18 protein-coding genes are annotated in these 20114 nt (G+C 40.1%); 9 read left to right on the forward strand and 9 right to left on the reverse strand.

Annotation, left to right across the window (positions count from 1 at the left end; all coding sequences use genetic code 11):
• The first annotated feature begins 91 nt into the window (after nt 1-91).
• The gene (locus H5092_RS08985) at nt 92-979 is read left to right on the forward strand and encodes a LysR family transcriptional regulator (RefSeq protein WP_182733357.1); all 888 of its coding nucleotides are present in this window, start codon (nt 92-94) and stop codon (nt 977-979) included.
• A gap of 95 nt (nt 980-1074) precedes the next feature.
• Here the strand turns inward: H5092_RS08985 and H5092_RS08990 are convergent, their stop codons facing one another.
• From H5092_RS08990 to H5092_RS09000, 3 genes are all read right to left on the reverse strand, one after another.
• On the reverse strand, nt 1075-1455 hold the full coding sequence (locus H5092_RS08990) for an STAS/SEC14 domain-containing protein (RefSeq protein WP_002960091.1): 381 nt from the start codon (nt 1453-1455) through the stop codon (nt 1075-1077).
• Between the two features lie 144 nt (nt 1456-1599).
• Nucleotides 1600-2292 (reverse strand): cupin domain-containing protein, encoded by a 693-nt coding sequence (locus tag H5092_RS08995; RefSeq protein WP_182733358.1) that lies wholly within the window; start codon nt 2290-2292, stop codon nt 1600-1602.
• Nucleotides 2293-2341: 49 nt separating this feature from the next.
• Complete coding sequence (locus H5092_RS09000) at nt 2342-2962, reverse strand: glutathione S-transferase family protein (RefSeq protein ID WP_182673696.1); 621 nt, start codon at nt 2960-2962, stop codon at nt 2342-2344.
• 389 nt (nt 2963-3351) lie between these two features.
• On the opposite strand from H5092_RS09000, the gene H5092_RS09005 reads away from it, so the two are divergent.
• Nucleotides 3352-3870, forward strand: coding sequence for a TetR/AcrR family transcriptional regulator (locus H5092_RS09005; RefSeq protein WP_182733359.1), 519 nt, complete (start codon nt 3352-3354; stop codon nt 3868-3870).
• An 84-nt stretch (nt 3871-3954) separates the two neighbouring features.
• Here the strand turns inward: H5092_RS09005 and H5092_RS09010 are convergent, their stop codons facing one another.
• The 5 genes from H5092_RS09010 to H5092_RS09030 all read right to left on the reverse strand — a co-directional run bounded on the left by H5092_RS09010 (nt 3955) and on the right by H5092_RS09030 (nt 10957).
• Nucleotides 3955-5424, reverse strand: coding sequence for a carbon starvation protein A (locus H5092_RS09010; protein ID WP_004334688.1), 1470 nt, complete (start codon nt 5422-5424; stop codon nt 3955-3957).
• A gap of 260 nt (nt 5425-5684) precedes the next feature.
• Nucleotides 5685-6602, reverse strand: a complete 918-nt coding sequence (locus H5092_RS09015) for a carbohydrate kinase (protein ID WP_182733360.1) — start codon at nt 6600-6602, stop codon at nt 5685-5687.
• Nucleotides 6603-6604: 2 nt separating this feature from the next.
• Nucleotides 6605-8128, reverse strand: a complete 1524-nt coding sequence (locus H5092_RS09020; RefSeq protein WP_182733361.1) for a mannitol dehydrogenase family protein — start codon at nt 8126-8128, stop codon at nt 6605-6607.
• Nucleotides 8129-8188: 60 nt separating this feature from the next.
• Entirely contained in the window at nt 8189-9910 is a 1722-nt protein-coding gene (locus H5092_RS09025; protein ID WP_165723387.1) for a cytosine permease, read from the reverse strand.
• Between the two features lie 372 nt (nt 9911-10282).
• The gene (locus H5092_RS09030; protein WP_182733362.1) at nt 10283-10957 is read right to left on the reverse strand and encodes an HAD family phosphatase; all 675 of its coding nucleotides are present in this window, start codon (nt 10955-10957) and stop codon (nt 10283-10285) included.
• Nucleotides 10958-11384: 427 nt separating this feature from the next.
• On the opposite strand from H5092_RS09030, the gene H5092_RS09035 reads away from it, so the two are divergent.
• Together H5092_RS09035 and H5092_RS09040 are read left to right on the forward strand one after the other, a co-directional pair.
• Nucleotides 11385-12911, forward strand: coding sequence for a catalase (locus H5092_RS09035; RefSeq protein WP_039488381.1), 1527 nt, complete (start codon nt 11385-11387; stop codon nt 12909-12911).
• 98 nt (nt 12912-13009) lie between these two features.
• Entirely contained in the window at nt 13010-13525 is a 516-nt protein-coding gene (locus H5092_RS09040) for an ankyrin repeat domain-containing protein (protein WP_004334678.1), read from the forward strand.
• Nucleotides 13526-13581: 56 nt separating this feature from the next.
• Here the strand turns inward: H5092_RS09040 and yddG are convergent, their stop codons facing one another.
• Nucleotides 13582-14502, reverse strand: coding sequence for an aromatic amino acid DMT transporter YddG (yddG, locus tag H5092_RS09045; protein ID WP_182733363.1), 921 nt, complete (start codon nt 14500-14502; stop codon nt 13582-13584).
• Between the two features lie 447 nt (nt 14503-14949).
• Between yddG and H5092_RS09050 the strand changes: the two genes are divergently transcribed.
• The 5 genes from H5092_RS09050 to H5092_RS09070 all read left to right on the forward strand — a co-directional run bounded on the left by H5092_RS09050 (nt 14950) and on the right by H5092_RS09070 (nt 20111).
• On the forward strand, nt 14950-15603 hold the full coding sequence (locus H5092_RS09050) for a TetR/AcrR family transcriptional regulator (protein WP_004334664.1): 654 nt from the start codon (nt 14950-14952) through the stop codon (nt 15601-15603).
• A gap of 3 nt (nt 15604-15606) precedes the next feature.
• A complete protein-coding gene (locus H5092_RS09055; protein WP_182692420.1) occupies nt 15607-16089 on the forward strand; it encodes a putative 4-hydroxy-4-methyl-2-oxoglutarate aldolase in 483 nt (160 codons plus the stop codon).
• 409 nt (nt 16090-16498) lie between these two features.
• Nucleotides 16499-17701: an amidase family protein gene (locus tag H5092_RS09060; protein WP_182733364.1), complete on the forward strand. Its 1203-nt coding sequence runs from the start codon at nt 16499-16501 to the stop codon at nt 17699-17701.
• A complete protein-coding gene (locus H5092_RS09065; RefSeq protein ID WP_182733365.1) occupies nt 17698-19299 on the forward strand; it encodes a gamma-glutamyltransferase family protein in 1602 nt (533 codons plus the stop codon). The genes H5092_RS09060 and H5092_RS09065 overlap by 4 nt, the downstream gene beginning before the upstream one ends.
• Nucleotides 19287-20111 (forward strand): sulfite exporter TauE/SafE family protein, encoded by an 825-nt coding sequence (locus H5092_RS09070; RefSeq protein ID WP_007378545.1) that lies wholly within the window; start codon nt 19287-19289, stop codon nt 20109-20111. Before H5092_RS09065 ends, H5092_RS09070 begins: the two co-directional genes overlap by 13 nt.
• The last annotated feature ends 3 nt before the right edge of the window (nt 20112-20114 follow it).

Here is a 20114-nt window from a genome sequence, read left to right on the forward strand (position 1 = left end):
AGATGAGGCTATTGTATGTTGCAATTTAAGAATGAAAAACTAGGCAGAATGCAACTATCTGTTGCATAAATCGAACATATAGGTAAAGTGAATGGATAGAATTATTGCAGCTGATGTATTTATAAAAATTGTAGAGCAGAAAAGTCTAGCCGGTGCTGCCCGTGCTTTAGATATGTCTAGATCTATGGTTACACGGTATTTGAATCAAATGGAAAAGTGGGCAAATACCCAACTACTCCATCGGTCAACAAGAAAAATAACACTCACGTCAGAGGGTGAAAAAGTACTTAATCATAGCCGAGAGCTCATTGCCATCGCCCAAAACATCAGTGCGCCAATAGAAAGTAATAACAGATTAAACGGGCAAATTAGGTTGTCGTGCTCGCCTTTTTTAGCACATGATGTACTACCAGATATGTTGCAACAATTCTTGCACGCTCATCCCGAAGTCAGTATTGATGTACAAATTAGTAATCACGTTACAAATTTGGTAGAAGAGCGAATAGATTTAGCAATTAGAATTACCAATGACTTAGATCCTAATATAATTGCTCGCCCACTTGGGAAATGCCATTCAGTATTATGTGCAAGCCCAGAATATTTAGAAAAAAACTCTAAGCCTATAACTACGGATGATTTGAGTCGCCATAACTGTTTGAACTATTCACGGTTTGAAAAAAGTATGTGGCATTTTTCACACCCTGAAAAACCCGTATCTGTAGCGATTGCTGGTAACTTCAGTGCTAATGATTCGAGCTTACTGTTAAAAGCTGCTCTTAATAATCAAGGAATAACTCTACAACCTAAGTTTGCTGCGCAGAAATATATAAATAATGGAACGTTAATACATTTACTACCACACCTTAAACCACAAACTTTGAGCATATACGGTATTTACCGCTCTAGGAAACATCAGTCACTTGCACTTCGTTCATTTATTGATAGCTTAGTAACGTATTTTGATAAAATTGATACTTAACAATAAGCGAAAACTATTAAACGTTCGCTATAAGTCCTTTATTTAAGAGTTGAAATAGCGCTTTGTAAGCGCTATTTTTTGAAAGAAGGGATTTATTATTCGTCTAGCCAATCTATGGCTGCGGTAGCATTTTCAAAGTATTGAACCTCACCCGATATGAACCAGTTACCTATTTTGGCCATTCGAGCTTGCCACTCTTTATTACCGTAAATAGCTACTTTTTTAAATTCTTTAGAGTGCTTAACACCTAACTTGAGGTCGTCCCACGCTGCGCGTAATTCCCAACCTTCAAGCTCGCTACCATCTATTAAGGCGTTTACAACTGGGTGCTTAACTTCGCCAAGAGCTGAATTTATCATTGGGGTAATTATTTTGTAGTCGTCGTGAGTAAGCGTACCAACGGCTTTAAGTTTTAAAAAAAACTCTCTTCCTGCACGTTCAAGACCAATCGATAAACCATGTGTTGTGTGTACCATTACTGCTCTCCTTAAATAGGCTGAGTGGTAAAAGTACACCTTCTAAAATTAATTAGTCCTGAACTAAATCAATAAATAGTCCTGAACTAAATCAATAAATAGTTCTGAGCTAGATCATTAAATAGTCTCAAATAAACGACTCAATTACGCATTTTGTACGCGAGATATCTGGTTTTCTACATCAGTTAAATGGCCCGTTTTAAGCCATACTTTTGCACCATTACTTCCCGCTTTAACGTTAACAGAGCTATTAATAGGCACTCTTAACCAACTGTTTTTTACAAGGGTATCGGCTTGCTCATCAAATGAGCCTTCAAGTACTAGCAGCTCAGCTCCGCCTTTTGCGCTTATAACCATGCAGGCGTTGGGCTTAAAGTCCAACAAGCTTACGTCTTCAAAATCGTCTTTGTATAAAGGGGTTACGGCTACATTTTTAAAACTAGGGTGCGCCGTACTTTGCATCAAGTTTGTTTGCAAACGGACGTGCGTTCGGTCATCTGGTTGAAACTGCCATAACTTTACAAATATAACGCAGCCATTTTCAGACCCCGGCTTATGCTTTGATTGCGGTGGATTACGGATATAAGAACCTGCCGCAAAGTCACCATGCTCATCTTGAAATACCCCTTCAAGCACAACAAACTCTTCACCGCCTGTATGTACATGCGGCGAAAATTCACTCCCAGGTGCATAACGAACAATGGTCGTTGCGCGAGCAACTTCGTCGCCCACTCTATCGAGCGCTCGCCTATCAACGCCCGCCATTGGCGATGCAACCCACGGAAGTGATTCGCTATGTACCACAACTCGTTTACTAAAATCGGCAGCTATTTTCATATTTGGCTCCTAAGCGTAACTTCACTTAAATTTTAAACTAATAACCTAATTAAGCTGCAACACTTGGGCGTTTTGCTACTTTTTCTTGCCATGCAACTAAATGGGTTAACTCATTCGGGATTGCTATTTGTGCAAATCCAGCAAATACCATCCCAGCATACAATGTAATATCAGCAATACTAAACTGCTCGCCGCCAACAAACGCCGATTGCGCTAGTACATCATTAAAATAGCTAAACCCTTGGCGCGCTTTTTCGCCTTGTTTTTCACCCCAAGCCACATTTTGATATGTTTCAAGCTCAGGACCTAAGCCATCAGTTGCATGATGAAAGTAAGTTGCCACAGCGTCAAGCACCATAGATTCTGCACGCTTTTGCATCATGTTAATTACTGCACGCTCTTTTGCGGTTTCACCCATTAAAGATGGGCCTTCAAATGCGGTATCAATATACTCAGTAATAGCGGTACTTTCTGATATAAACGTGCCGTCATCTAGCTCTAATACGGGTACACCTGCTAATGGATTTTTAGCTAAAAAGGCTTTTGTTCTGTGTTCACCATTTAATAAATCAACAGGTACAAACTCAACATTTGAAGTGGCATTTTTTTCAGCTAAAGCGATACGAACACGAAGTGGATTTGGAAAGTTTTCTACATCATAAATTTTCATAGCAATCTCTATCTTTATTGTTTAAAAGTGAGCCAATGGCAGAAACTACCTATCGATAGGTAATTTATAATGTTAAACTAAATTTAAGTCAACGTTTAAATTTTTCTGATTTATGGGATTTAACTTAATTCATAATAAAATTATGGAGTTGCTTAAAAGTAAAAACACTTGTAAATAACTACCTACTGGTCGATAATTTTGCTGTACCAATTGCATTAAATAAGTGATCTATTATTGCGCTAGGAAAATAGCGCAATAACGAGGCGAAAATCATGACATCTAGTTATTCTGTATGAATAATTTTTAACGCAGTTAGTGTGTTACTTAATGCGATACAATGATCATGTTTTTAATAAAACTGGTGTTACTGCAGATAGGAAATATTAAAAATGAGTAAAAAAGAAGCTTTATTAAAAGCAGCTGAAAACAAGGTGCGCCTTGGCGGATACAGTAATTTTAGTTTTAGAGAGCTAGCCTGCGAAGTCGGCATTAAAAGCGCCAGTGTGCACTATCACTTTGCGACTAAGGCCGATTTAGGTGCTGAGCTTGCTCATCAATATACTAATTCTTTTTTAGCTGCGTTAGGCGAGCCAAGCGAGCTTAAAGCAAGCGGTAAAAATCCTATTGATGTGTACACTCAGCTTTTTAGACGTGCATTAGTAACCGATAAAAAAATGTGTTTATGTGGGTTACTAGGAGCCGAAAGCGATAGCCTTCCAGATAAAGTACGCCTTGAAGTAAAACGCTTTTTTAAACAAAACCTAACATGGCTTAGCGCTGCACACTTAACTAATGGTGAGCCTAACCCCGCTCAAGCAGCTATTCAAACAGTGAGCCTGCTTGAGGGCGCTATGATGATAAGCAAAACGCTCGACGATAATAGTTACTTTGAACTTGCAACTCAGTAATACCTAAATTTAGTACACAAAAAAAGCGAGCTATTGATTATCAATAGCTCGCTTTTTTAATGCTTGAAATAACTTATGTGATTATTAAACCGCTGTTGGTTTAACTTTATGCTTAGAGTGCACAATTGCTAAAACAATTAAGCCAATCACTGTTACTACAGCGCCAATAGGTTTACCTAAATCGCTTGATAAGTTAAGACCAATTGCTGCAGTGCCAATATAAGAAACCGTTACCGCTGTTGCTATAACAGCAGGAACACTGGCAATCCAATGGAATGTACCACGGTCAAACAAGTACTTAGTGGCAAGCCATAATACGCTTGTAGAAAGCAGCATGTTTGAAAATGCAAAGTAGCGCCAAATTAATGAGAAATCGAGCTTCGTCATAAAGTACGCTATAGCAAGTATAGGCACCGCCACTAGTAAGCGATTACGTAAGCTTTGTGGAATATTAAACGCATCAACAACAGTTAAACGTAATGAGCGGAACGCTGTATCACCAGAAGTAATTGGGAATACGGCTACTGCAATAATTGCCATTATACCGCCAAATACGCCTAAGTAACTGTTAGCTACATGGTTAACAACTAAGCCTGGACCACCTTGGTCAAGCAATGCTTTTAAGCCTGCGTAACCATCTGGGAACGCTGCAATACCAGCAAGTGCCCATACACAACCTACAATACCTTCACACATCATAGCGCCGTAATAAACTGGACGTACGTATTTTTCGTTAGTTAAACAGCGCGCAATAATAGGCGCTTGAGTAGAGTGAAAACCACTAATAGCACCACAGGTAATTGTTATAAATAACAATGGCCATGTTGGTAATCCATCTGGGTTTGGCTCTAAAAAGTCATGTGCGTGATCAGCTTCAAAGTAAGCTAAAAAGTCACTTGGTACCGGTAAGTGCGGCGCATTAATAAGTAATGAAATAGCAATTGCCACTGTCATTACAATCATTAGCGCACCAAAAATTGGGTAAAACTTAGTGATAATTTTATCAATTGGTAGCAAGGTAGCTAAAAAGTAATACGCTAAAATAGCAAGTACCCAAAAGGTGTTGTTTGCCAGTATTGTACCTTCAAAAAAATCAAGGTTACTTAGCAAACCGGCAGGGCTCATAATAAATACTACACCTACAAAAAACAGTAGCATGGCAGTAAATACAAGCATAAAGCCTTTAAATACGACGTTGTAATAATGGCCTGCGATTTCTGGTAGGCTTTTACCGTCTTCTTTTATACTCATTACACCTGAGAAGAAGTCGTGTACAGCTCCACCTAAAACATTACCAAGTACAATCCATACTAGTGCAACTGGTCCGTATAAAGCACCTAAAATTGGGCCAAATATTGGACCTACGCCAGCAATGTTTAAAAACTGAATTAAAAATGCTCGTACAGGGTGAATAGCTACGTAATCAACACCTTCGCTAAAGCGTTTTTGTGGTGTGTCAGCAGTTGAATCCAAACCGGCTTGTTTTTCAACAAATGGGCTGTAAAACTTATAGCCCAGTATTAAAATAGTGAGGCAGATAAAAAAGATGATCATAAAGCACGTTTCTCTTTTTGTATTTTAGTTATAGAGCGCATTGTGTGTCGCCCCGCCTTTTCAATCCGTGAATAATCGACGAACGATAACAAAGCTTTAACCCTCAAACAATAAGACGTTTAGCTAATACAATAATCGATATAAGCCACTATTTACGCAACCTGCGCACTTAACACTCACTTATCGCCTATGTCTTATTTTAGGCACAAAAAAAAGCGGTTAAACTTTTACGTATAACCGCTTTCACACACAATGTTTTTTTAAAGTGGGTTCATAAACTCACTAATTTGTTGATGCGTTAAAGTAGGTGTTGCACCAGAACTTTCGGCGACCATTGCTCCAACGGCACATGCAAAGTCAACGGCATATTGCGCGTCGTCGTTGCTACAAAGCTGATAAATTAACGAACCTAAAAACGAATCCCCTGCGCCAACAGTGTCAATTACGCTAATTAAATAACCTGAATTATAAAAATTCTCGCCTTTGATTGTTAATAAAGCACCGTGGCTACCTTTGGTTACACATAAGTAATCGGTATTTGTTTGCTGTGCTATAAACGCTAAATTTTGTTCAAGCGAATGAAACTTACAACCCATCGCTTTTGCAATTTCGTATAGCTCTTCATCGTTTAACTTAATAAAGTCTGCTTTATTCATTAAATCTACAAGTGTTTCTAGCTTGTAATGCGGTGCACGTAGATTTACGTCAAATACTTTAAAGTTTGCTACATCAACTAGTTGATTTAATGTTGCTAAAGACGCTTCGCTTCGCCCAATTAGGCTGCCAAATACAAATACATCGCTACTTTTAACTTTACTAAGTAACTCATCGGTAAGCGCTATATTATCCCACGCAGAGTCTGCCACTATTTCATAACTTGCAGAGCCACCACTGTCGAGCGTTACCTCAACCATGCTAGTTTTTTTGTCACTATTAATAGCAATGTATTCGCAGCTTACGCCTTTGCTAGTAATTTCGCCTAGTAGCTCAGCGCCTAACTCGTCGTTACCAACAGCGCTGATCATGTCGGCTTTAATGCCAAGTGAGTTAATACGCACACACATGTTAAGTGGCGCGCCACCTAAGCGTTTACCTGAATCAAAACAATCCCACAGTACTTCGCCAAAACAGCTAACACTTACGTTTTCGCCTGATTTATGATTAATTAAAATGCTCATAATTAGTTACTCTTTTGATCAAGTACAGCCTGCATAATGGCTTTAATTTTACTATTAGGTGCATACAACGCAGCAATCGACTTTTTATATTCAGCAGTAAACGTTTCGTTATGCTCAAGCTTACCAAACAAGCTCGTTAACTTTAAAAATGCAATTGGGCTAGTTTGAGTCTCTTGCGCGTAAGAATTAAGCTCTTTGTGCATCGCATCTTGAATTTCAAGTTGCTCGCCGTTTTCACTTAAACCTTTATCGCTGTACAAACACCAAGTAGCAATAACAAGCGTTGCCAGTGATACATCTCGACCTTGTACTAGGTTTTCGTTAATTGTGGCAATTAAAAACTTAGGCAGTTTAGCTGAGCTTTCACTACAGATACGCGCTAGGCTGTCTTTAATATTAGGATTAGCAAAACGCTCTATTAACGTATCTTTGTAGCTTTCAAGGTCAATGCCTTCAAGTGCTTCAAGATTTGGGGTTACTTCTTTATCCATAAAAGCACGTAGGTATGTGGCAAATAATTCATCCGATACCGTTTCGTCAATAGTGCCGTAGCCATGGATTGAACCTAATAAACCAAGCACAGAATGCCCTGCATTAAGTAAACGTATTTTCATGGTTTCATAAGGCGTTACATCAGTAACAAACTGTGCACCAACAACATCCCAATTTGGACGAGAGTCACTAAATGTGTCCTCTATTACCCATTGTGTAAACGACTCACAGGTAATTGGCCACTCGTCGCTAACACCATATGCATCAACCACGTAATCAATATCACTCTTTTTAGATACCGGTGTAATACGGTCAACCATCGCATTTGGAAACGATACGTTTTGCTCAATCCACTCGCTTAGGTCTTTGTCTTGTTCTGTAGCAAAGGCTAAAAGCATTTTGCGTGTTACGTTACCGTTGTGCTGAATGTTATCGCACGACTGTACTGTAAACGCGCCTAGGCCTTGTTCTTTACGCAGTTTTAACGCAGCCGTAATGTAGCCAAACGCTGTAATTGGGTCGTTCGGGTTATTAATGTCGTTAATAATATCTGGATTACTGTAATCAAACTCGCCCGTTGCAGGGTTAAAGTTGTAACCGCCTTCGGTAATAGTAAGCGACACAATTTTAGTATCGCTGTGCGCTAGCTTATTAATTACCGCTTGTTTGTCCTCTGGAGCAAACAAAAAGTCGATCATTGAGCCAATTACTTTGTTATCTATTGTACCGTCTGGGTGTCTAACAGTAAGCGTGTAAAGGTAATCTTGCTGCTTTAAAATATCACGCAGACCACGGTTACCCTCTAAAAGACCAACACCGCATATACCCCATTGCTCAGAGCCCGGAGTTTTTAAAAGCTCGTTAACATACACTGCTTGGTGAGCACGATGAAAACCGCCCACACCAATATGTACAATACCGGCTTTAACTGCGCTACGGTCGTAGGTTGGTGTATCAACATGGCTTGGTAATTGAGCCAAGCTCTGTTGGTTTAGCCCTGTAACTAGAGCGTCAGTGTGTTGGTATTGTGTCATGGTGTGACCTTACTAAACAAAGATAAAATATAAATTACGATACTGTATTACGATAAGTAATTACGATGCTGTATTGAGTACTTTATGGCGTTTTAACGACCAGTACGCAGTAACAAAATAAATAACAGTACAAATAAAACAGGCTATTTCGAATTGCGATTTATTAGCGCTGTACATACTCATAGTTTCACTGAAAAACATCACTTGGCTGGCAAATATAAAAATAATAACCAACGAAACAGTAGAAACCGCGTTAAGTACTTTGGTAAATACAGAGCTGTCAATTACTGGCTTTGGAATGTCTTTAGCCTCAGCTGCTTGATATTCTTTAATATCACGTTGCTCTTGTTTTTCTGCTGCAATTTCTTGTGTGTAGTCGTCACCAGCGCCGTATTTTTTAGCTAAAAGCGTGTAAACAGCAATGGTGAAAATCCATGTAGGAATAAATAAGTAGTAAAACGACATTACATCAATTGCGTTTAAGCCAAAGCCAAACACAAGTGCTAACGCCCAAGATGCTATAGCCGGTACGCTGCGGGTAATATTTTTATATTTAGCCCAGTAACGTGTTAGGCCAATTTTAGGAAATAACACATGCTCAGCAAACACAATGCCGCCTACTGGTACAACTAATAAGCCTGCGTAAGTAAGTAGCGGAAGCATTTGAGAAAATACAAACGGGAAACATGCAATAATTACGGTTACAACACCTACAATAGCGGTGGTGCGTTCACGTGATTGATTAACAAATATAGATTGCGCTGCAAGGCCTGCACGGTAAAGGTTTGCGTTAGCTGTAGTCCAACCGGCAATAATTACAATAACAAAGCCAGTCCAACCTAATGCATGGTATGCAACATCGCCCGGATCAAGTGATGAAATAGTTGTTTTAAGTAATACCGCAACACCTGCGCCCATAATACCGGCAGAGATCCACGCTAAGTAATGACCAAAAAACATGCCCACACCAGAAAACAAACCATAGCTTTTGCGTTTAGCAAATCTAAAAATAGCCATGTCGATTAAACCAAAGTGAGTTATTGAGTTAGCAGCCCATGCAAAGCCAATCACTTCTAATAGGCCAATGCCCTTTTCACCATCGGCATTGGTGCCCGTCCATATGGAGGAGTCGCCTATGGTCATAAAGTCGCTAAAGCTAGTTAAAGAGGTAGAACCTAATACGTGATTTGAAAGCTCAGGGAATAACGCAAACGAGCCTGCAATAAATATAACAAATAGCCACGGCGCACACAGCTTTGAAAAGTCAGCAACCGTAGAAAAGCCATACATCGCAACAAATACAACAATGGAGCCAACAGCTAAAACAATGGCTACAAACCAAAAGCTATTTGGATACCAATCAAGTTGCGCAGGTATATCAAACAAAAACCGCACGGCGGTGGAGGATACCGTGATCATCGCGGCCGATATTACACTAAAAATAACCACGTTAGCCCAGTTATAGAGCTTGGTCATTGAGTTACCAGCAATTTTGTTTAAGTAGTTATATAAACTTAAGCGGGTTTCTACTGCAATGGGTGCAGTAATCAGCCACCAAGAACACATTGCTAACAGGTTACCTATTAATAAACCCAGTAGAATGTCGATGGTTGAAGCGCCTAATGCAACAAACGTTGCACCAATAACAAATTCAGTAGCCGCAACATGTTCGCCGGCGTATAGCCCTGCAAAATGCTTCCAGCCGTGAAGCTTATTATTAGCAACAGGAAGTTGCTCTTCGTTTACATCTTTAAATGTTTGTGTGTGTGGACTCGTTGCCATGGTATTTCCTATTGTTAACAGCAAAGCATTTAATACCAATCTGCATAACTATTTGAATAATTTAACGAGTTAAATTACCCCATAACGTCGTTAAAAATTTTATATTTAGAACAACTAGATATAAAAATTTTTGCCTAGTTACAGTGCAATTTTCTTATCGTTAAATAAACCCCATATCCAAGCAGATTTGTATAGTACCTAAATACTTTGCCTTTTATAATTTGGCTTATAAACGCATGATGTTTTGCCATGTTTTGTTTTATTTTTAGTAAAGCAAAACCATCTACATTTATATTTTGCGTTTACTTGCCTGTCAGTGTGTAAGGCGAGCAAATCACGTTAAAAACTTTGTTTATTTAAAAAGCTGCGTGTTTACTGCTTTTTAAGTGCATGGTATGCACTAAAAAAATCTTGCCAATGCGTTAAATGATCAACATTTGGGTAAGCACTGTGTACATGATTAACAGAGCCTTGCATATGTTGCCCACCGCTGTAATGCAGTACTTGCATATTGGCGTCAATTCCTGCATTTACGCCGGCTTTACTGTCTTCAATTACTAAGCAATGCTCTGGCTTTACACCCATTTGCTTAGCTGCATGTAAAAATAAATCAGGCGCCGGTTTACCACGCTTAACTTCGCTGCTGGTAAAAACCGTATCGCTAAAGTACTTACTTAAACTCACTACGCTCAACGCTTTTGCGGTGCGTGCTGGGCTGCTGCTAGTGGCTATACAAATAGGCACAGCTAAATTGTTAAGTACGTCTTCTATACCATCAGTCGTGGTTAGTCCGGTTTCAAATTCGTTTAATAGTGCCTCGCGGTAGTCACCTTCAAAGCTTTCAGGAAGAGTGACATTAAATGCATCCGCTATTTTTTGGCTTACTGTTTTAAAGTTGCAGCCTAAAAAGTGTTGCTGTACATAAGCGCGGTCAATCTCAACGCCTTTTTCAACAAGCATATTAATGAGTACTTGTGCGCTTAAAATTTCGCTATCAATAACAACGCCATCACAATCAAATATCACTAGCTCAATATTAGTATTCATCTTGTCACCTTATTAACACTGTTTGGTTTAGCTAATTTAAGTATAACGAGTTAAGCGCGATTAATATTGTGCAACTTTTTAGTGCAACTCAGTAATGAGCATAAGCTCACTGGTTGAGCATATTCCCTTTATTGTGCGAATATGTCAACACACTGTAAGTATAAAACGCACCAGCTTGGTGAAAATACCGCCAGATAAAACTAAAAACCTTTGTATTTAATAAATTTTATAAAAGCATATTGCGACTAAGGTCGTAGTAAAAAAATTACATTAATGTAAAAAGTGTATCTGCAAATTCATCTCATCTATTTTACAAATAACATCAATCTAATTAATCAGTTTTACCGAAGTTAATAAAATTAATACTATCGTTAACAGATTAACAGCCTGCACCACTGCCGGCACTTTTAAATAGATGAGGTCGACAATGAATACTCAAATAAACAAAACAAAATTAACACTAACTGCACTGGCACTTGCAATGGCATTACCGGCAAGCGCAGCAACAACTCTTACTAAAGATAACGGCGCAGCTGTTGGCGACAACCAAAATTCAATTACTGCTGGCGAACGTGGCAGTGTATTACTAGAAGACGTGCAACTAATTCAAAAACTGCAACGCTTTGCACGTGAGCGTATTCCTGAGCGTGTTGTGCATGCTCGTGGTACCGGCGCACACGGTGTGTTTGTAGCATCAAAAGAGCTAGACGATTTAACAATTGCAGCACCGTTTGCACAAGCTGGTAAAGAAACAGACGTATTTGTTCGTTTTTCATCGGTAATTCACTCAAAAGGCAGCCCAGAAACACTGCGTGACCCACGTGGCTTTGCAACTAAGTTTTACACAGACCAAGGTAACTGGGATTTAGTAGGTAACAACTTACCGGTGTTCTTTATTCGCGATGCGATTAAATTTCCAGACATGGTTCACTCTTTAAAACCATCTCCGGTTGATAACATTCAAGATCCTAACCGCGTATTTGACTTTTTCTCGCACGAACCAGGTTCTACACAAATGCTAACGTGGGTTTACAGCGACTACGGTACACCAGCAAGTCTTCGTAAAATGGACGGTTGGGGTGTACATGCATACAAAATGATTAACAAATCGGGCGATGTTAAATACGTTAAGTTTCATTGGGTAAGCCAACAAGGTATTGATAACCTTGACGCAAAAGAAGTAGCTAAAGTGCAAAGCCAAGACTTCCAACACTTAACACGCGACCTTTACAGCGAAATTGGCAAAGGCAATTTCCCTAAATGGGATCTGTACATTAAAACGCTTGATCCATCGCAGCTTGATGACTTTGATTACAACCCGTTAGATGCAACAAAAATGTGGTTAGACATTAAAGAAACTAAAGTAGGAACAATGACCCTAAACCGTATGCCAACTAACTTCTTCCAATCTACGGAACAAGTAGCAATGGCACCGGCAAACATTATTCCAGGTATTGAGCCATCAGAAGACAGACTATTACAAGGTCGTATGTTTTCTTACGCTGATACACAAATGTACCGCCTAGGTGCTAACCACCAGCAACTGCCAATTAACCGTGCAAAAGTTGAAGTGGTTAACTACAACCAAGACGGCGCAATGAATATTGGTAACACTACAAGCAATGTGAACTACCAGCCAAGCCAAGAAAACGTAGCTGAAAACCCAATTGCACGTAGAAGTAACACAGAGCTAAAAGGCTTTGTACAACAAGCTGCGATTAAAAAGCAGCAAAACTTCGCGCAAGCAGGTGTTATATACCGTGGTTTTAGCAAGCAAGAACGTACAAACCTAATTAATAACCTAGCAGGCGATTTAGGCAAAGTGCAAAACAGCAGTGTTAAACACAAAATGCTTAGCCACTTTTACAAAGCTGATAGTGAGTACGGTACACGCTTAACTAAAGCTGTAAACGGCGACCTTAAAATGGTTAAACAACTAGCCGCTAACTTATAAGCAACTAGTTAAAAGCAATTAGTCCCAACTAAATAGCTATTTAAACCACAATCATGAGGAAGGAATAAACCCTTCCTCTTTTATAAGAGACAATTGTTATGCGTAATTTATTAATTATAGTCGCTCTATTTCTGAGCTTTACCAGTAGCGTTTACGCTCAAAATACATCAGATACACAAACACCCAGTACGCAATCTGAAACCCAACATTCTGCAAAAACTCAATACGATAGTTTATTTGCTTATTACTTTGCCGCAGCACGCACAAACGACACAGCTGTAATAGAGCAATTTGTAGATGCCGGTATTCCTATCGACAGCTACAACAATAAAGGCTACACCGCGTTAATGATTGCTACTTACCATGGTAATAAAAACACGGTTAACACACTTTTACACTTAGGCGCTAATGCCTGTCTAGAAGATAACCGTGGCAACACAGCGCTAATGGCCGCTATTTTTAGAGGTGAATTTAGTATAGCTAAAACACTCGTATCACTTGATTGCGATAACGCGCATCAAAACAAAGCCGGTCAAACAGCCGAGCAATTTGCACAAACATTTGGTCAACAAAAAGTTATAGAGTTACTAGCGCAGGTAAATAATGCAAAATAATCTGCACGCAACAAAAAGCCCTAAAATAATAGGGCTTATTTTTAATAAAATTAGTCTTATGTTGCAGACGCTATTTGAGGTTGTTTAGGCTTTTCTCGCGTTACAAAGTAGCAAATTAGCGAGCCCACTGTTACCAGTACAACCCCCTGCCAAAACGAAGCACTCAGCGTAATAGATAAATACAACGCCGAAATAATAGTAGAAAACACCGGTGTAAAGTACGAAAGTGTTCCCAAAAGCATTAAGTTACCGCCAATAATAGCTTGATTCCACAGTGCATAACCGCTCCCCACTACTACACCAGCTAATAGCAACGTTATGCTTGAGCCCAGTGAAAACGTTAATGGTGCTTCATTACTAAAACCATATTGCGCCCACAAACTCATTGCCGTGACAGTAAAAAATAACGTAATAGCATTTTTACCATTACTCAGCTTTTGCGTAACTACGCAATAAATAGCCCATATAAACGCTGCAGCTAATGCCATTAAATAAGTAGCAGGATTATCAGCAAAGTTAGTAACAAGCGTATCGACCGACATTTTTTGATCGCCCGTAATACACCAAGCAACGCCTAAAAAAGCAATGATCATGCTTGGGTAAACCCAGTAACTTACTTTTTTACGACCAATAATAATAGAGAGCAATATAGTCAGCGTGGGCCATAAATAATTAATAACCGCCATTTCCATTGCCTGATGACGGCTGTTTGCCATACCAATAGAAAGCGCCAAGCAAATTTCGTACGCTACAAATAATAAAGTACCTACTCCCAAGTAACGTTTCGAAAAACCACTAAACTTGGGCACTCCCATAACCAAAATTAAAAATATCGCACTGACAGAATACATAGCCGCCGCACCACCAATGGGGCTAAACAACTCAGAAATATCCCGTAGTAATGCAACTAAGCAACTCCACAGTAATATGGCCGCGACTCCATAAAGCGTGTATTTATTTTTGCTTATAAAATCCATTTGCCAATCCAAAAGTACTACTCGTAAATTTGAAACTAAACTAACAGTAATTATTTAATTAAACAATAAGGGTCTGTTGTTCTTTCAAGGTTGAATTTGCAGCAGTCTGTTTGGTATTTAGGCAAGGCAGAGCCTATATAGTGTGGTTATTCCCCATTAATGGGCGATAACGTAGCATTAATGCCAAACAGGCGCTGCCCAAAGGGTTCTTCCTAGGGGCTACTTACTCTTTGTTGCTCGGTTTTTACTTAGCCCACTAGGTTACAAATCTCGCGCCGTGATTAAATAGCCCCTAGTTTGAACAAATTTTAATCCGCAAAGATCAACAGACCCTAAAGTTAATAGCTTAAACCTCTCGTTTGTTTTTAGCATTCACCCTTTTTAGTAATTGACCTTTTGGTCAGTAAAGCTACAATCAATCAATACGTTAAACACGCAAACTTTATAATGACCACACAAATAAAGCCAAATAAAAAAGAAGTCACACGCGAGAAAAACCAAAAACTAATTTTAGATGCCGCCGAGCAATTGTTTTCGCAATTAGGTTACGACGGAGCAAGTATGAGCATGGTTGCTAAAGAAGCGCAGGTGCCAAAAGCTAATATTTTGTATTACTTTAAAAGTAAGGATGGTCTGTACGAGTCTGTGATTGACCGCATAATAGCTAATTGGAACTTAGGGCTCGATAACGTCACAATTAACGACGATCCAGCTACCGTGCTTTATAACTATATTAAAAGCAAAGTAATACTGGCCGTAAATCAGCCAATGCAATCTCGCTTATTTGCCAGTGAAATACTGCGCGGTGCACCCTATTTACAAAACTACTTTAGAACCAATACCCGCCCTTGGGTTAAACAAAAGGTTGATGTACTTCAAGCATGGATGGACGCTGATAAAATGGATAAGGTTGATCCCTACCATTTGCTCTTTACTATTTGGTCTACCACGCAATATTACGCCGACTTTCAGGCTGAGGTTTTACTCGTAATGAACAAATTAGAGTACGACGAAACCGATGTGGCACAAATTACGCAATCAATTGCCCACATAATTTTAAAAGGTATTGGTCTTAAAATACCTGAGCAAAGTGAGACTTAACCCATGACATCCTTTACTACACCCGATTTATTTGACGATCATCGCGATAACGTGCAAGTAGCAGACAGCGGCCTTTATCACTTTGGTAAAAAAACCACGTTTTATGGCAAAGTAGTTACCGTTACCTGCCCAGAAGACAACTCTTTTGCCGCCGATATATTGCATGAAAATGGTGAAGGTAAAGTATTGGTTATAAACGGGTTTGCGAGCAAACGCTTTGCGTTTATAGGCGATATTATGGCTGAGCGTGCCCTAAATAATGGCTGGGAAGGCGTAATAATAAATGGCTGTTGCCGAGATATAGAAATACTTGCCACGATGAACTTACCTGTAATGGCGCTAGGCTCTACACCGCGTAGTACCTTAAAGCGCGGCTTTGGTGATAAAAACCAAGCTGTTACCATGCTTAGCACCACTATTGAACCTAACAATTGGGTTTACGCTGATATTAACGGTTTAATCATCAGTAAAACGCCCCTTATTTAGCACTTAAAACCATATAAATAAAGACCAACTTGGTGCATCTGCGCACCAAATTGGTTTGTTTTAGCTCATTTTAATCTCACTATTTTTATAGCCCACACTTACAAATCTCATACAACCCACCAAATCCTGACCAGTTGGACAGGATTTTAATTTATGGCATTCCTCTTGCTTAGTCTAAGCACTATAAAATCAAAACTACCGATTAAAAAGCGGAGCTTTAGCAATTGCATTAAATTAGTGATCTATTATAACGCGAAGAAAATGACGCAGTGAGTGCGCTATTTAATCCGATAGAATGATCATGTTTTTAATAAAATTGGTATTCATAATAATAATAACCAGCCCGCTTTTTAATCACTCTTAACTTAATAAGTAAGTACTTGGTCAGTTTTATAATAATGAGCTGCAAATGAGTGATAAAAAAAACAACAAAGGTATATTTTGCAATCACGGTCCTACCCTGTGGCAAACAAACCACTCTGGAGTGCTTGCAAACAATCGCTTAGCTGTAAAAGATGTATTTGCAGTAAAGGGCGAGCTTAACAGCGCAGGCAACCCACACTGGTTTAAAACAGCTAAACCGGCTCAAAATACGGCAAGCTCGGTTAATAAGCTCATGACCGCTGGTTGTAACTTTATAGGCTTTACCCATACTGACGAGCTGGCTTATAGCTTAGAGGGTAATAATATACATTATGGCGCTGCGCAAAATCCTAAATTAAAAGGGCATGCTTGCGGTGGTTCGAGTATGGGGTCTGCTGCTGCAGTTGCTGCTAACTTAGCTGATATTGGCTTAGGCACCGACACCGGCGGCTCAATTAGAATACCCGCCAGCTATTGTGGTTTATATGGCATAAGGCCAAGCCATAACGTGATTGAAAAAGACGGCCTAATACCGTTGGCTCCGCCTTTTGATACCATAGGTTGGCTTACCCAAAGCGCCGAGCTATTAAGCGATGTAGGTAATGTACTGCTACCAAATCAAGCTATTAATAACGTTGATACCTTAGTTATTTGCGAGCCGTTATTTGAACTCGTTGACCCTGTTTTACAAGCCCCACTTAAACAATTGCTTGAAAAAACCAAGCCTAATTTTAAGCACCATAAAGAATTTGAACTACCTAACAGCAGCTTATTAAATGAACTTGCTGATAGTTTTAGAGTACTGCAAGGGCGAGCAATCGCAAAAACGCATAAAGACCGGCTTCAATTGCCGGGGCAACTTCCCCAGTTTGCTCCAGCAATTGCGGCACGTTTTAATATGGCGCTTGCCCTAACTGTTCAAGAAGAACAAGAAGCACTAAAAGTACAAACCCAATGGCAAACACTAATAGCTAAAAACCTAAATACAAACAGCTGTTTATTTTTGCCAACCACCCCCACAACCGCACCTAAATTAGGCGCCGACACAAGCGCCTTACGCATGCAAATTATTACGCTTTCGGCAATTGCAGGGCTTAGTGGCTCAGCGCAAGTGCATTTACCGCTGGCTGATTTAGCAAATGATCATCCGTATGGTTTTTCATTAATGATGAGCCACGGTAACGATAAAAGCCTACTTGCTTGCGTTAAGCACCTAGCTGCACACTTTAAACAGGACACACCGGCATGACCACACACAACATTGCATTTACCGCGTCTCATTTTTCGGCAACAGAGGCGGGTATAAATATACTAAAACAAGGCGGTACAGCTACCGAGGCTATGGTAGCGGCTGCCGCTGCTATTAGCGTTGTATATCCACATATGAACTCAATTGGTGGCGACAGCTTTTGGCTTATCGATAACCCAAGCCAAAAAACGCCTACCGCTATTGACGCCTGCGGCCGCGCAGCAACTAATACAACGCCCTATAACTCGCTCACGCAAATACCAGAGCGCGGCGGATTAAGCGCACTAACTCAAGCGGGTACAATACGCGGCTGGCAAAAAGCGCTTGAACTAGATGAGCACGCAGCACTACCACTGTCAAAAATTTTAGCGCCCGCCATTGCACTTGCTCGCGAGGGCTTTACCGTTACAAAAAGCTTGCAAGCAGGCTGCGAAAAACTAGCTGCTGCAAATAATACCAATGACGCGTTTAAAAACCTCTACATACCCAATGGCAAGCCCTTACAAGAAGGCCAGCATTTTAAAAACCCTAAACTTGCAGCAACGTTTGAATACCTAGCAAAGCATGGTTTAAACGCATTTTATGAAGGCGCACTTGCCAACTCATTTGCCGCCGACTTAGCAAAAGCAGGCAGCTCAATTACCGCAGGTGACATTGCAAATACTAAAGCCGAGGTAGTTACTGCGCTAAATGCAAACCTCAGTGGTATTAATTGCTACAACTTACCCGCGCCAACACAAGGCGTGCATTCACTACAAATAATTGGTGCCGTAAATAAGTTAAAGCATTTAGCTAAAACCGATGCCGACTGGACACATTTAATTGTTGAAGCAACTAAACAAAGCTTTACCCATCGCCCTACCCTTTGGGCTGACCCTGAAGCATTAGGAGACGATTATAAAAACGCACTAACCGATAATCGCTTAAGCGAACTTGCTAATAATATTGATATGAGTAAAGCCAAAAAATGGCCATTTAACGCAGAGCCTGGCGATACTGTATGGATGGCAGCCAGAGATAAAAACGGGCAATTAGTCAGCTTTATCCAAAGTATTTACTGGGAATTTGGCAGCGGAATATTAATGAGTGAAGGCGGCTTTGTGTGGAATAACCGTGGTTTAAGCTTTAGTTTAAACAATGAAGATATTGATGCGAGTAATAATACCAACGCCCTTGCGCCAAATAAAAAGCCCGCTCATACACTTAACCCAGCACTGGCAAAGTTTAGCGATGGTCGTCGACTTGCTTACGGAACAATGGGCGGTGAAGGGCAGCCACAAACTCAAGCCGCTGTTTTTGCAGGCTACGCGTGGCGAAATAAATCAATAAAACAAGCAATTAGCGACCCTCGTTGGTTACTTGGACGCACATGGGGCGATACGAGTACAAATTTAAAAATTGAAAAAGAGTTAGTTTTTCATATAGAACATGAATTAAATCAACGTGACCACGATTGGGTAAGCGTTGATAATAATAACGAAATGATGGGGCACGCTGGGGCTATTTTAGATACACCTACAAGCCTTGAAGCTGCAACAGATCCTCGTTCAGATGGACGTGCAACAGTAACTACAGCAGGAACACAATGTCAGAAATAATAAATCAATGGCCAATTATAGTAGCCTTAATAGCAACCGGTATTTTTGCCGGTATTTTAGCAGGACTTTTTGGTGTAGGCGGCGGTATTGTTATCGTCCCTGTGCTGTATTTTTTACTGCAAGGTTTTGGCGTAAGCCCAGAGTCGGCAATGATGATAGCCACCGCTACATCACTTGCAACCATAGTACCTACTTCGCTTTCATCTATTCGCTCGCATCATAGCAAAGGGAATATTGACCTTGCGCTAATAAAATACTGGGCACCATTTATTTTAGTTATGGCCGTTGTAGGCAGCTACTTAGCGCACTCAATACGCGGTAATGCACTGGTACTTATGTTTGCCTGTATTGCTATTTTAGTCAGTTTAAACATGCTATTTAGAGCCGGCGCACCCGCGCTTGTAAAACAACTGCCAGGAAAATTTGGTCAAGGCGTTATGGCAAGTATTGTAGGTGGTTTGTCGGTAATGATTGGCATAGGTGGCGGCACTATTGGCGTACCTATGCTAAACGCATTTAATGTACGCGCCCATGTTGCAGTAGGTACTGCGGCCGTTTTTGGTTTATTGATTGCACTACCTGGCGTTATTACCTTATTAAGTATTGGCACAACGCCAACCGATGCTCCCCTAGGTACGTGGGGGTTGGTTAACCTCCCTGCCTTTTTTCTTATTATTCCGCTAACTATTTTATTTGCGCCTATTGGCGTAAAAATTGGTAGCAAGCTGGATCAAAAACAACTAAAACGCGCCTTTGCCGTTGTCTTAATGATAACCGGCATACGCATGCTTATTCAGACTCTGGGAGCCTAAAAT

The sequence above is a fragment of the Pseudoalteromonas sp. SR41-7 genome (assembly GCF_014163935.1).
Taxonomy (GTDB): domain Bacteria; phylum Pseudomonadota; class Gammaproteobacteria; order Enterobacterales; family Alteromonadaceae; genus Pseudoalteromonas; species Pseudoalteromonas distincta.